Origin of the sequence: Geomonas oryzae (assembly GCF_004117875.1) — a bacterium.
GTDB classification, from domain to species: Bacteria; Desulfobacterota; Desulfuromonadia; order Geobacterales; family Geobacteraceae; genus Geomonas; species Geomonas oryzae.
The window spans coordinates 874,803-887,830 of record NZ_RAHW01000001.1 but is presented as its reverse complement, the minus strand read 5'-3'; the positions used below and the strand labels follow the sequence as shown (position 1 = coordinate 887,830).

Genomic DNA, 13,028 nt, shown 5'->3' with positions numbered 1-13,028 from the left:
AACCATGGATGCCAAGATCTTCGTCCAGATTCTTGAAATAGCCTTCAGCAAGAAGGTTTCCGACGTGCATTTCGAGGTGGACAACCCGCCCTTCTTCCGCGGGAAGGGGCAGATCATCCGTTCCAAGCTCCCGAGCCTCACCGCCGAGGACACCGAGTTCATCGCCGCGCAGATCATGGCGCACCACGGCCGCCGCTGGGAACCGGACCAGAAGGAGTTCGACACCTCCTTCTCGCTGCCGAGCGGGGCGCGCTTCCGCGTCAGCATCTTCCGGCAGCGCGGTCATTTCGGCATCATCATGAGGGTGATCCCGGCGCACATAGGGACCTTCGACGAACTGCGCCTCCCCCCGGTACTCGGCGAGATCGTGAAGGCCCCGAACGGCCTCATCCTCGTAACCGGCCCCACCGGCAACGGCAAGTCGACCACGCTCGCCTCGATGCTGCGCTACATCAACGAGAACTTCAGCTACAACTGCATCACCATCGAGGACCCCATCGAGTTCCTCTTCCGCTCCGAGAAAAGCTGCATCATCCAGCGCGAGGTCGGCATCGACACCGACAGCTTCAGCTCGGCGCTGAGGGCCGCGCTGCGCATGGACCCGGACCTGATCATGGTGGGCGAGATGCGCGACACCGACACCATCGAATCCTGCCTCATGGCCGCGGAGACGGGCCACCTGGTCATGTCTACGCTGCATACCCAGGGTGCGGTGTCGACCATCAACAGGATCGTCGGGCATTTCCCCCCCGACGCCCAGGAGATAGTGCGGCAGCGCCTGGCGGATATCCTGGTGGCGACCGTCTCCATCCGCCTCGTGATGAACAAGACCGGCGAGGCCATCATCCCCGTCCTCGAGATCATGCGCGCCACCACAACCATCCAAAGCTGCATCCGGGAGGGGAGGCTCGACGAAATCGAGGCGCACATGGAGAACGGCCGCAGCCAATACCAGATGCAGACCCTCGACCAGCACCTGATCCAGCTCCACGAACAGGAACAGATCACCATGGAGGAGGCAAAGCGCCTTTCCCACTCCATGGACCTCGAGCGGAAGCTCATGTTCACCAACTGACGCTACCGCAGCCGCATTCCAAGGGGAGCGCCGGATCACTCCGCGTTCCCCTTTTTTCATCTCCTTGCCGAACCCTCACGCACCCGCCAGTGTAGATTCCAAAATTAAAAAGAGTAAGTAATGTAAACTCCTTCCGGCCGACTGATCATTTTTACAGCAGCCGCGCACGGACACCCGACCGCGTTTTGCCTCCAAATTCAGCATACTTCCCGCGACATGCCTAATTTATTTGCATACGTGCACAAAAATGGTTCATCTCGTGCATAAATGAGTCCGCATTTTAGGCAGAGGCGGGGAGTATCTTCCCGATGCTGATTAAAGAGTGATCAAATGCAGTCATTACATGACCAAGGAGGATGTATGTCGCCGCAGATCGACGAGAAAGTAGAACCGATTTTTCAGGAAGTACTGAAGAGAAACCCCGGCGAGGTGGAGTTCCACCAGGCCGTCCGCGAAGTACTGGAATCGCTGGGACCCGTCCTGGTGAAGCACCCCGAATTCGCAGAGCGCAAGATCATCGAGAGGATCTGCGAGCCGGAGCGCCAGATCATCTTCCGGGTACCCTGGCAGGACGACCAAGGCAACGTGCACATCAACCGCGGTTTCCGCGTGGAGTTCAACAGCTCTCTCGGCCCCTTCAAGGGCGGGCTCCGTTTCCATCCCTCCGTCTACCTCGGAATCATCAAGTTCCTAGGCTTCGAGCAGATCTTCAAGAACTCCCTGACCGGCCTTCCGATCGGCGGCGGCAAGGGTGGGTCCGACTTTGATCCGAAGGGCAAGTCCGACAACGAGATCATGCGTTTCTGCCAGAGCTTCATGACCGAACTGTACCGTCACCTCGGTGAGCACACCGACGTCCCGGCAGGCGACATCGGCGTTGGCGGGCGTGAGATCGGCTACATGTTCGGCCAGTACAAGCGCATCACCAACCGATACGAGCCCGGCGTCCTGACCGGCAAGGGCCTTGACTGGGGCGGCTCGCTGGTACGCACCGAGGCGACCGGCTACGGTGCCAGCTTCTTCGTCGACGCCATGCTGAAGGTGCGCAAGGACTCCTTCGAGGGCAAAACCTGCTCGGTTTCCGGCTCCGGCAACGTCGCCATCTACACCATCGAAAAGATCCACCAGTTGGGCGGCAAGTGCGTCACCTGCTCCGACTCCAACGGCGTCATCTACCACGAGAAGGGGATCGACCTCGACCTGGTCAAGCAGCTCAAGGAAGTCGAGCGTCGCCGCATCGAGGACTACGCCAAGTACCACAAAGACGCGAAATACGTCGCAAACGGCAAGATCTGGGACATCCCCTGCCAGGTCGCCATGCCGTCCGCAACCCAGAACGAGATCAACGGCAAGGACGCCGCCACCCTGGTCAAAAACGGCTGCATCGCCGTCGGCGAAGGCGCCAACATGCCGACCACTCCGGAAGGCGTCAAGGTGTTCCTCGAGGCGGGCATCGCCTACGGCCCGGGCAAGGCCGCGAACGCAGGCGGCGTTGCCACCTCGGCGCTCGAGATGCAGCAGAACGCCTGCCGCGACGCGTGGACCTTCGAGTACACCGAGCAGCGTCTGGCCCAGATCATGAAAAACATCCATGACACCTGCTACCAGACCGCCGAGGAGTACGGCACCCCGGGCAACTACGTGAACGGCGCCAACATCGCCGGTTTCATCAAGGTCGCCAAGGCCATGGTGGCTCACGGGCTGATCTAGTCCAGGCTGCCGCATCACGCAACGAAGAAGGGCCCGGCCGCAACGCCGGGCCTTTTTTTGTGGTGTCAAAAGGAGATGAGTGAGGAGTGAGCCCGGGCGCGGAACATTACGGGGTGACACGGCGCCGCGGAAAATGTATTATGAACCGGGTCGCGCTCCGGCCACCCCGCCGGTTGACGCCCCTACCCCACTGAAGAGGAACCTGAAGATGGGTAAAGCCAGACTGCTTTACGCGGCTGCCGCCTTGACCCTGGCGCTGACAACAGACGCCTCGGCCTTCTGCTTCGAGGAAGCCGGCATCGAGTACGGCATCAACCCGCAGATCCTGCGGGCGATCGCCAAGGTCGAGTCCAATTTCAACCCCGCCGCAGTCAACTACAACACCAACGGAACCTACGATTTCGGCCTGATGCAGATCAATTCCAGCTGGGCCTCCACCATCGGCAAGCAGCGCTGGAACTCACTGGGCGACCCGTGTAACAGCGTGAAGACCGGCGCATGGATACTCTCCATGTGCATCGAGAAGTACGGCTACAACTGGAAGGCGATCGGCTGCTACAACAGCCAGACACCGGACAAGCGTGACCGTTATTCCAAGCGGGTTTTCGATCAGTTGCAGCGCGTGAAGCCGGTGAAGCAGGAGGCGGCCTACACGCCGCTCAAGGACAGCATAGAAGCACTGGTGCGGCAGAAGGTAGACGGCTGGGTAGACAATGCGGCACAGGGGAAGGGCGAGGAGTTCAAGGTGAAGACGAAGGGGAGCGTTCCCGCCCCGAAAGAAGTTATGCAGCAAAAGCCGCAGTCTGCTGAAACCACCGCGAAGACGACCTTCCCGGAGATTCCCACCGCGCAGGACAACGCGATGTCGCACGACAATATCGGTTACTACACGGAAGACGGGGAACGCTCGGCGATCCCCATCCCTTGATCTTTTTTATTTTGCGCCGCACCCCTTGGGCATGACCCACTTGTACCCGGCAGGGGGCGGCGCGTTGGTGATCAGCACACGTTTCCCCGCAGCATCGTCCTGCTGCAGCAGGAATCCTGGTCCCCGCACCCCCTCCTGCAGTGGGTGCTCTCCGTAGCCCGCCGTCAAACCCACCAGCTTGAACAGTTTTTCAGCTACTACCTTGAATTCCTCTTTTCCGCCCAGCATGAGCGCACGGTACCCCGCCGTCTCCAATATTCTGATCAGGGTGTAGTTGTACGGGTCGTTCTCGCCTATGCTGACGATGTAGCGCCCACCTTTGTACTCGAAGTAACGGTCCACCCTGATGCTGAACGGGGTTGCCGCACCGTCACCCGAATGGATGATCCTGTTACGGCTCCAGTTGGCGGAAAGCGCGTTCAGTACCGAATCGACGATACTCGCCGTGTCATGCTGGTTCACCGGACAGACCCACGTGGTCGCCTGCGGGACGGCCGGGATGACAGGCGGGGGCGGCGCAACCTTGGCCGGAGCTGTTTTGGGTGCCGGAGCAGGAGTCGGTGCCGCTGCCGGCGCCGCTGCCGGAGTCGGCGCCTGGGGCGACGCAGATTCGGATGTAGGCGCAGGACCCGGTTTAGGAACCGGTGCGGGCACCGGTTTAGCGGCCGGTGTCTGCGGAGCTGCAACGGCAGGTTCCGGAGCACGAGGTGCCTCGGCGGCAGGCTCGGGGGCCCGGGGAGCCGCCGCGGTAGCAGGTGCCGGAACCTTGGCGGGCTCGGCTTTCTTCTTCTCCCTGCCCTCCTTCGCCTCCTTCGCCTCCTTCGCCTCCTTCGCCTCCTTAGCCTCCTTAGCGGCCTTCGGCGCGTGCTCATGGAGCGCCGCCGCCGGGATCAGCAGGGTCTTCCCTACCTCAAGCGACTTGATATTGCGTATGCCGTTTATCTCGACGATGGAAGGGATGAGGCGCTCCGCCTGTTCGTTGGACAGGCCGAATCGAGCCACCAGGATCTTGAAGATGTGGTCCCCCGGCCGCACCGTGTAACGAACATACTCCCCTTGCGCCGCCTCAGGACGGGCCTTCTTCGCCGCGGGGGCCGCCTTGGCGGCCGGTTCCTTCTTGACGGGAGCCTGTTTCTTGCTCTTGGGCGCCTGTCTGGGTGACGGCTTGGCCGGCGCCGGCTGCTGTTGCCGCTCCAGTTCCTTAAGGTCGATCTGGAATTCAGGCGAAGCCGCGTTCAGTCGGGCGGGAAGCAGAAGGAGGGTGGCAAGGAGCGCGCCCTTTTTGGCATGGATCATCGGTAGCCTCGTATCAACGGTAGTAGACCACCAGGGCCTTTATCTTGCTGCTGTCCTTGTTGCGGTAGATGGTGAGCGCCAGGTTCCCGGGGGCGGAACACTGCTCGATGACGTACCCGTCTTTCGGAGCGCTCGACTCGACGCGGTAGCTCTCCACGGCACCGAACTGCCTCAGCACCCTCTTGAACAAGTCATCGGAGATGACCCCGCCGGAAACCGGTATCACCTGTATGGCCCGGTACAGGTTGTTCTCCTTGAAAAGCTTGTACTCTGCCCTCAGGCCGATGTAGCGCACCCAGCCCGGATTTTTCCTGCCGTACTCGGCATCGAGCTTGGTCCCTTCCAGCATCTCCGGGAGCTTTTCGATTCCCTTTTTAGGTGCTGCCTGCGCATTGGCGGAAGCGGACGGAGCAGGCGGCGCTGGGAGCACCTTTGCTGCGGGGGGCGCCCCAGGCGTTGAGCTTTGCACCGGTGCTGCCGCCTTCGGAGCAGCCTGCACGGCAGTGGGCGTGCTCCCGGGCTTGCGGGGCGCAGCGGGCTTAGCCAAAGGCTTCTCAGGAGGGGCCGACATCTTTCCCGCGAGGTAGGAGACCAGAGGCACGGCGAGAAGAAGCAGCACCGGCACGATAAAGAGGTACGGCCTGCGCCGCTTGGTCTGCTGGGCCTTGCGAAGCGCCTCAGCCACGGTCTCCCCGGCGTAATATCCCCCGCCCACCACCGGCGTCTCGTCGGCTGCCGCAGTGGACGGCGTTTGCCGGGAAGCGGCGTCCAACACTTTCCTGCCTACCTCGACGTGGTCCTCCACCTCTAGCATGGAGGCATCTATCGGCGCGATGTCCGCCTCAGCCCGCTGCATGACCTCCTCGAACGCCGAAGCAGCCGTTTTCCCGGCCGCGCGCGGCACCTGGGGATACTCCTCGGGTACCTGCGGTTCAGGTACTTCCGATTCCGGCGCTTTGGGAGTGAAGGCCTCCGGCTCCCAGGCCTTCGGCTGGAACGGAACGAAGGGAGGCGCCTCAGCCTCCTCCTCTTCCTGGCGCCCCTCTTCTTTACCAGCGCCGACCGGCGCCGCATCAGGGACGGGCGCGCCGCCCTTGACCTTCGCGGGCGTACGCTTTGCCGCCGCAGCGGCTTCCGGTATCTGCGGCTCCGGGGCTTGCGGCTCCTGCGCTTGGGTAACCTCTACCGGCCGCTCCTTTTCCGGCGGCTCAGGGAGCGCAATCCCGGCCAGAAGCGCGGCTACGCTTCGCTCCAGGAAGGCATCGGTCATGGTGAGGTCGAGCGAGGTCCTCCCCTGCCTTTTGGCCTGGAGGGCGTCCTCGCTGTCTCCGGCCAAAAGCACGAGTTTCCCGCCGGAGGGAAGCATCTTGTCGAGATGACGCAACAGGATGTCACCGGAAAAACCGGAGATGCGGCTCTGTACGAAGGTGAATTCCGGGGAAGAGGCGGAAAGTTCGAGCTCTCCCAGGGGGAGGGTCGAGGCGGTCTGCAACTGCAGGGACCCCTGCTCCGCCATGGACTGGAAGATACGTTGCACCCTTTCGGTGTCTGCAATGAGTAGGACGCGCGTCACTGTTTCCCCTTGTTTTTTAACGGCACATTTTAGGGGAGGTAAAACGAATAATCAACAGCATTCATTTATGTGAAGGCTTTAGAAGATGGCCACAGCGCGATTGGTTGCGCTGTCCGGCGGTAATGTGTTACATTTCCGCCGGGTCGGTAGCGCCGCCCGCCGGGAGTCCCAATGCACCCTGTCGTAAAAAAACTGTCCATGCTGGTGCTTGCGCTCATGCTGGCCGGCTGCAGCACGACCTATGTCCCCATCAGTTGGGGGCAGGGAGACCTGGCGAAGAAACTCTCCCGTGAGGACCCGTTTCTTTGTCTTCTCTTCGACCGTTACGACCCGCAGCGCAGCACCCTCAGTGTTTCCGGCGCCTCCTTCGAGGAGGTCATGATGCCGAGCGAGGTGAAGTACCACCTCGGCGCCTACCGGCGCGACTCGAAAACCATCTACCGCAACCTCTACCAGGAGTACACCCGCGACCAGCTCTGCTCTCTCATGCTGCACGAGTTCTCGCATCACATCTGGTATTACGGGATGAAACAGGAGCAACGCGACGCCTGGCGTGCGCACATGGCGGCACATCCCACGGCACTGCAGCAGATCGTGCGCAGCACGTACCGGGCCGGCTCCGACTTCGACACCGAGGACTTCGCCTTCACCGTAGAGCACGCCCGCCCCGTGGACCTGGACGAGCTGGCGGAGCTGAAGATCATCACTCCCGACGACCGGGACGCCATCATGGCCCTCAGGTTCCCCGGGAAGGCCGCAGCGGCGAAGATCCGCAGCGCAGGCACCGGGCACCCGGCCCCGACACAACTGCAAGCAAAGGAACATCTCGAGCGCCATGAAGATAATTGATCGACTGGACCGGAAGTTCGGCCGCTACGCCATCCCGAATCTCACCATCTACCTCATCGCGGGGCAATCCTTCTTCTACCTCATGTACATGACGGGGAAGCTGGACCGGATGGCGACCTATTTCTCCGCCGACCTCTTCATGTCGGGTGAATGGTGGCGCATCTTCACCATCCCGTTCGACCCGCCGAATTCCAGCCTCATCTTCACCCTGATCGCCTGGTATTTCTTCTACATGCTCGGCTCTACCCTTGAAGAGCACTGGGGCGCCTTCCGGTACAACGTCTACCTCCTTCTGGGGTGCCTGATCACCTTCCTGGCGTCCTTTTTGATACCGGCATACCCGGTGAACAACACCTTCCTGGCAGGCTCGGTCTTCCTCGCCTTCGCCACGCTCTTCCCGGAGTTCCAGATACTGCTCTTCTTCATCATCCCGGTACGCATCAAGTGGCTCGCACTGCTCACCTGGCTCGGCTACGCCTACCAGCTCGTCTTCGGGGGGTGGCCCGCCCGGGTCATGGTGCTTGCCGCCACGGCCAACTACCTGATCTTCTTCGCGCACGACATCTACCTGAACCTGCGCCACGGCAAGAGGCAGATCGCCAAGAAGGTGCGTTTCGCCCCGCGCGAAGAGGTGCTCGTGCACCGGTGCACCACCTGCGGCATCACGGAGAAGACGCACCCCGATATGGACTTCCGCTACTGTCCCAAGTGCAACGGGCAATACGGCTACTGCAGGGATCACATCTTCAGCCACGAACACAAGAAATAGGCGCTACCGGACAACGGCGCACAGGAGAAACAAGGGATGCTTGAAAAGCTGAGCGGCATACAGGGGAAGTTGAACAACTTGGGCGACGAGGTCTACCAGACCTGGAGCTACGAGCAGCGCCACGAAGAGATCGGCAAACTCGTGCAGGGGTACCGGAACGGTCTGCCGGTGCAGATCCTTTGCCAGCTCTCCGCCTCCATCGCCGGCGGCACCGTCGAGGCCGCCGAGCACCTCGGCATCCTCATCTCCCGCAGGGAGCGCAAGGCCATCGTGAACCGCGAGGCGGGAAGCGACAAGGCGCTGCGCGCCCTGCTGGAGGCGACCCTGCTGCCGGTGCGGCAGTAATCGCTAAGTCCCGGCCTCGTGCGGGAAATCGCCGCACACCCGCCGCTGGGGGTGACATGGAACGACTGACCTTGATAGGGATGCCAGGCTCCGGCAAAAGCGCCATCGGCCGCACCGTCGCCGCGCGGCTCGGCTGGGAGTTCATCGACACCGATCATTGCATCGAGCAGCGCTTCGGGAAAAAACTGCAGGCGGTGGTTGACGAGCTTGACGCGGAGGAGTTCCGCCGGGTCGAGGAGGAGACCGTGCTGGCGCTTGCCCCTGACGTCCACGTCGTCATCTCCACCGGGGGAAGCGTGGTCTATTCGGAGCCCGCCATGCGTCACCTCGCCTCGCTCTCCACCATCGTCTTCCTCGCCCTCCCGGTTCAAAAGCTGCATGAACGCATAGCAAGCGAAGCACCGCGCGGCATCGTCGGGATGAGTGAAGGCGGTCTCGATGAGCTGTACGAACGGCGCTTCGCACTGTATCAGAAGCATGCTCACCACGTCGTACTGCTGAACGACGAGACTCTCGAAGAGGCCGCAACCAGGGTACTGTCCCAGTGCCGTCTCACATCACACCACTGACAGCAACCGCCGCGTTGACTTTGCCGGTGCCGTGCCCTAATATCTATACCCATGTCTGAAACAGCCAGCACAAGAACGTCTTCACGGTTCAGTCTGTCCAACCTGACCCTGATCCAGAAGATAACGGCAGGCTACGCAGCCATGGCGCTCTTCACCGCCGCGGCCCTGGTCTTCTCTTCCTACAACATCTACCGCAGCACCAACATCTCCCGGGATATCGCCAACGACGAGTTACCCGTCATCAGCGCTCTCATCGAGTTGCGCTCCTCGCTACTGGCACAGGAGAGTTTCGCCGGAAAATACATCATCCTCAGGGACCCCGCGTTCATAGATCTCTTTCTCCAGCGGCAGGCCGAGGCGCAGACGAGCCTCACCATGCTGGAACGGACGCCCCCCACCGCCGACATCAAGGAGCTGAAGCGGCTCTATCTCGAATACCAGAAGGCGTCGGAAAAGCTCTTCTCCGGCCAATCGGCGGGCAACGGAGCGCTGCGCACCCCGGCGCTCAGGGTCCTGAACGCCATCGACACGAGCTACCTGAAACGCAGAGACAAGCTGAAGGTGGTGCTCGCACGCGCCGACGAACAGCAGAAACGGACCGTCTGGTGGACCATAGCCATATCCTGCACCGGCTTCCTCCTCGCCATCGGCGTCGCCCCGGTGGTCACCTACCGCACCTTCGGAGCGATCAGGGAACTGCAAAGCGCCACGCACCGGATCGCCGCCGGCGACTTCGACTACCGCCCCGAAGTCCCCTACGGCGACGAGATCAGCGACCTCGCCCGCGACTTCACCAAGATGGCGGCGCGGCTCAAGGTCCTCGAACAGGTTAGCCTCGACGCGAGCCCGCTCACCCGGCTTCCCGGGAACATCGCCATAGAACGGGTGCTCGAGGAGCGGCTGCAAGGAGGCGCCCCCTTCGCCTTCTGCTACGCCGACCTCGACAACTTCAAGCCGTACGGCGACCATTACGGCTACGCAAAGGGAAGCGAGCTGCTCCGCCTGACCGGCGACCTGATCCAGGCCGCGGTGAAAGAGAACGGGGGGAGCGAGGGCTTCGTCGGGCACGTGGGGGGGGACGACTTCGTCATGGTGATCCCGGTGGACCGGGTAAAACAGGTCTGCGAGGAAGTGATCCGCAGCTTCAATGCCGAGGTGACCAAACACTACTCCCCAGAAGACCTGAGGGCCGGCGGGATCGAGGGGAGCGACCGCTACGGCGTGCAGCGCTTCTTCCCGGTGACTACCATCTCCATCGCCGTGATCGTCTGCGGCAGGGACCAGTTCGCCTCCGCCGTCGAGATCGCAAGGGCCGCAGCCAAGGTGAAGGACCGGGCCAAGGGGAAGGCAGGAAGCACCTACCTGATCGGGACCCCGGAAAGGGAGAACGCATGAGAAAGACGCTGCTACTCGTCCTGCTCCTCCTGTCCTGCGGAGGGTGCGCCGGCACCCGTACCGGGGAGGCGAACCTCTTCGACCGCTACAGCGGATCGAGGCAGCTCGCGCGGGCTAACACCCTGCTCCAGGAAGGGGACGCCACCGGCGCCGCCGGGCTTCTGACCGCGGTCTGCAACGCACCCGGCGTGGCGGGAGTAACCGACGAGGCGCTCTTCCGGCTGGCCCTTCTGACCATGAAAACCAAGGCGGACCGTCCCGCATCGGCGCAGGCACAGCGCCTCTTGCGTCGGCTGAAGAAGGAGTATCCCGCGAGCCAGTGGACCCTGCTTGCGGCTCCGGTGACCGACCTCGTGAACCTGGCCGAAGAACAGAAACGACAAAACCGCGCCCTGCGCGCCAACAACCAATCGCTCAACCGCGAGATAGAGGAGCTGAGCCAGCGCATCGAGCAGTTGAAACACCTCGACCAGGAGCTGGAGAAGAAGTCCCGCTAGCGCGGTGCGGCGCGACGTGTAAAAAAAAAGAGGCGGCCCAATGGGTCGCCTCTTTTTTCTTGCAGGTCAGGGGAGTTCCAGCGGCGGCTCATCCAGCGCCGCCAGCTGCTCGCGCAACTGGAGCAGATGCTCGCCCCAATAGCGCACCGTGTTGAACCAGGGGAAGGCGACGGGGAAAGCGGGATCGTCCCAGCGCCGGGCAAGCCACGCGCTGTAATGCATCATGCGCAGCGCCCGCAGGGGCTCGATCAGGCGCAGCTCGGCCGGGTTGAAGTCGTAAAACTCGCGGTACCCCTTGACGAACTGGGCGAGCTGCGCCAGCTGGCGCGGCCGGTCTCCCGAGAGCATCATCCAGAGGTCCTGGACCGCCGGCGCCATGCGCGCATCGTCGAAGTCGACGAAATGGGGGGCGTCGTCGCGCCACAGGATGTTCCCGGCATGGCAGTCGCCGTGAGCCCGGACGCAGGCGAGCTGCGGTACCGAGGCGAAGGCGTCGTCGACCCCCTGCAAAAGCTGCCGCGTCACCGCCTGATAGCTCTCGCGATACTCGTCCGGGATGAAACGCTCGGCGATGAAGGCCGCGCTGTCGTAGCCGAAGTCGCCGCTTGTGAGCGCGGGGCGGTGCTCAAAGGGGCGCACCGCCCCGATACTGTGGATCCGGCCCAGCATGCGGCCGAGGATCAGGAGGTTCGCGTCGTTGTCGAACTCGGGGGCGTGCCCTCCCTGGCGCGGGTAGAGCGCGAAGCGAAACCCCTTGTAACGGAAAAGGCTCGCACCGGCCTGGTTCAGCCATGGGGCCACCACGGAGAGTTCGTGTCCGGCGAGTTCGAGGGTGAAGCGGTGCTCCTCGATGATCTGCTCGTCGCTCCAGCGCCCGGGCCGGTAGAACTTGGCGATGAGCGGCTTTTCCTCCTCTATCCCCACCTGGTAGACGCGGTTTTCGTAGCTGTTGAGGGCCGAGGTGCGGCAGTCGCAGCGGAACCCCTGGCTCTCCACGGCGTCCATGATGAAGTTCGGGGTCAGGGTATGGAACGGGTGCTGCGCGTCATGCATAGGACTCTCCTGCGTGATTTTGACCGATGCACAATAGCATCAATTGCCGCGGGAACCAAGAGATGAGTCGGGCAACCATGGGCCTCGACTTGCGGGCATAAAAAAGCCTGCAACGTCCGTCACGCTGCAGGCTGTGTAACCGTTTGCCCGGTCCTGTCAGAAGAGCGCCCTGGTGATCATGTCGGCAGGGGCCTGCAGCGGGCCGAGCGGATTGACCTGGTCCGTCATCTGGTCGATCTTCGGCTCGCCGCTGGAAAGCTTGTACGCCACATGGTGGTTCACGAAAACGACGAGTGCCTTGAAACGCCAGCCGGTCTCGTGAGTCTTGCGCTTGAAGTTCAGGATATCGAGCCAGAAGTTGCCGACCCGCTTGCTGTAGCTGCGTTTGGGCTCAAAGACGTAGGCGCGGCAATCCTCGCGCGCCCTCAGGCACGCCTGCAGCCCCGGGTCGAGGTCCTTCGCCGGCATCCCCTGCAGCATGGCGGCGATGTCCAGGTAGTTGAGGACCCGGATGTTGGGCGAAGACTTGATGTCGAACCCCATCTTTTGCAGGTCCTCTACGGTGGTCTTCCCGACGACGATGCTGTCAAAGGAGGCCTTCGCCGCTTCGTACTCCTGCCAAGGCGACTCTGTGATCGCCTTCGACCTGGGGAGCAGGTTGGAACAGCCGACCTGTGTCAGCAGCAGCAGAAACAGCATGATTTTGAGAAGCGATGCGTTGCACATAAGAAACTCCTTCCGTACACCGCCTGAAAAACAATGAGCAGATTATAACGTACTTTCTCGTTAAAGCGCCCCGTGCTATACCTTCTTTTTCCTGGCCTTCAGTCCGCAGTACGGGCACCGTTTCTCCGGGACCCCCTTGTTGCAGTCAGGACACCAGAACGGCTCGGGCTCCTCCTCCCGGCAGGCGGCGCAACCTTTTCTTTCCTCACCGGTGTGGCCGCATTTTTCGCCGCTTGCCATGGT

Annotated in this window: 14 protein-coding genes; 9 read left to right on the top strand and 5 right to left on the bottom strand. The window is 62.2% G+C overall.

Features of this window, described 5'->3' with window-relative positions; genetic code table 11:
• The first annotated feature begins 4 nt into the window (after positions 1–4).
• The 3 genes from D6Z24_RS04030 to D6Z24_RS04020 all read left to right on the top strand — a co-directional run bounded on the left by D6Z24_RS04030 (position 5) and on the right by D6Z24_RS04020 (position 3,713).
• Entirely contained in the window at positions 5–1,075 is a 1,071-nt protein-coding gene (locus tag D6Z24_RS04030; protein ID WP_129125239.1) for a type IV pilus twitching motility protein PilT, read from the top strand.
• Between the two features lie 360 nt (positions 1,076–1,435).
• Entirely contained in the window at positions 1,436–2,785 is a 1,350-nt protein-coding gene (gene gdhA / locus D6Z24_RS04025; RefSeq protein ID WP_129125238.1) for an NADP-specific glutamate dehydrogenase, read from the top strand.
• Positions 2,786–2,993: 208 nt separating this feature from the next.
• Positions 2,994–3,713: a lytic transglycosylase domain-containing protein gene (locus D6Z24_RS04020; RefSeq protein ID WP_129125237.1), complete on the top strand. Its 720-nt coding sequence runs from the start codon at positions 2,994–2,996 to the stop codon at positions 3,711–3,713.
• Between the two features lie 6 nt (positions 3,714–3,719).
• On the opposite strand, the gene D6Z24_RS21490 is transcribed toward D6Z24_RS04020, so the two are convergent.
• Complete coding sequence (locus D6Z24_RS21490; RefSeq protein WP_162605066.1) at positions 3,720–5,009, bottom strand: LysM peptidoglycan-binding domain-containing protein; 1,290 nt, start codon at positions 5,007–5,009, stop codon at positions 3,720–3,722.
• A gap of 13 nt (positions 5,010–5,022) precedes the next feature.
• The gene (locus D6Z24_RS04015; protein ID WP_129125236.1) at positions 5,023–6,582 is read right to left on the bottom strand and encodes a hypothetical protein; all 1,560 of its coding nucleotides are present in this window, start codon (positions 6,580–6,582) and stop codon (positions 5,023–5,025) included.
• Positions 6,583–6,753: 171 nt separating this feature from the next.
• Here D6Z24_RS04015 and D6Z24_RS04010 point away from each other — a divergent pair, with 171 nt between their 5' ends.
• From D6Z24_RS04010 to D6Z24_RS03985, 6 genes are read left to right on the top strand one after another with little or no spacing between them, the layout of a single operon-like run.
• Complete coding sequence (locus tag D6Z24_RS04010) at positions 6,754–7,431, top strand: hypothetical protein (protein WP_129125235.1); 678 nt, start codon at positions 6,754–6,756, stop codon at positions 7,429–7,431.
• Positions 7,418–8,200, top strand: coding sequence for a rhomboid family intramembrane serine protease (locus D6Z24_RS04005; RefSeq protein ID WP_129125234.1), 783 nt, complete (start codon positions 7,418–7,420; stop codon positions 8,198–8,200). Before D6Z24_RS04010 ends, D6Z24_RS04005 begins: the two co-directional genes overlap by 14 nt.
• 36 nt (positions 8,201–8,236) lie before the next feature.
• The gene (locus tag D6Z24_RS04000; RefSeq protein ID WP_198419502.1) at positions 8,237–8,545 is read left to right on the top strand and encodes a hypothetical protein; all 309 of its coding nucleotides are present in this window, start codon (positions 8,237–8,239) and stop codon (positions 8,543–8,545) included.
• A gap of 56 nt (positions 8,546–8,601) precedes the next feature.
• On the top strand, positions 8,602–9,114 hold the full coding sequence (locus tag D6Z24_RS03995) for a shikimate kinase (protein ID WP_129125233.1): 513 nt from the start codon (positions 8,602–8,604) through the stop codon (positions 9,112–9,114).
• Positions 9,115–9,165: 51 nt separating this feature from the next.
• Positions 9,166–10,509 carry a GGDEF domain-containing protein gene (locus D6Z24_RS03990; protein ID WP_129125232.1) on the top strand — a complete coding sequence of 448 codons (1,344 nt, stop codon included), beginning with the start codon at positions 9,166–9,168 and terminating at the stop codon, positions 10,507–10,509.
• The gene (locus tag D6Z24_RS03985) at positions 10,506–11,006 is read left to right on the top strand and encodes a PCI domain-containing protein (RefSeq protein ID WP_129125231.1); all 501 of its coding nucleotides are present in this window, start codon (positions 10,506–10,508) and stop codon (positions 11,004–11,006) included. The genes D6Z24_RS03990 and D6Z24_RS03985 overlap by 4 nt, the downstream gene beginning before the upstream one ends.
• Positions 11,007–11,072: 66 nt before the next feature.
• Here D6Z24_RS03985 and D6Z24_RS03980 read toward each other — a convergent pair whose 3' ends face one another.
• From D6Z24_RS03980 to D6Z24_RS21595, 3 genes are all read right to left on the bottom strand, one after another.
• The gene (locus tag D6Z24_RS03980; RefSeq protein WP_129125230.1) at positions 11,073–12,059 is read right to left on the bottom strand and encodes a serine/threonine protein kinase; all 987 of its coding nucleotides are present in this window, start codon (positions 12,057–12,059) and stop codon (positions 11,073–11,075) included.
• Positions 12,060–12,215: 156 nt separating this feature from the next.
• Positions 12,216–12,785 (bottom strand): hypothetical protein, encoded by a 570-nt coding sequence (locus tag D6Z24_RS03975; protein WP_129125229.1) that lies wholly within the window; start codon positions 12,783–12,785, stop codon positions 12,216–12,218.
• Positions 12,786–12,860: 75 nt separating this feature from the next.
• The gene (locus tag D6Z24_RS21595; protein WP_198419501.1) at positions 12,861–13,025 is read right to left on the bottom strand and encodes a hypothetical protein; all 165 of its coding nucleotides are present in this window, start codon (positions 13,023–13,025) and stop codon (positions 12,861–12,863) included.
• Between the last annotated feature and the right edge of the window lie 3 nt (positions 13,026–13,028).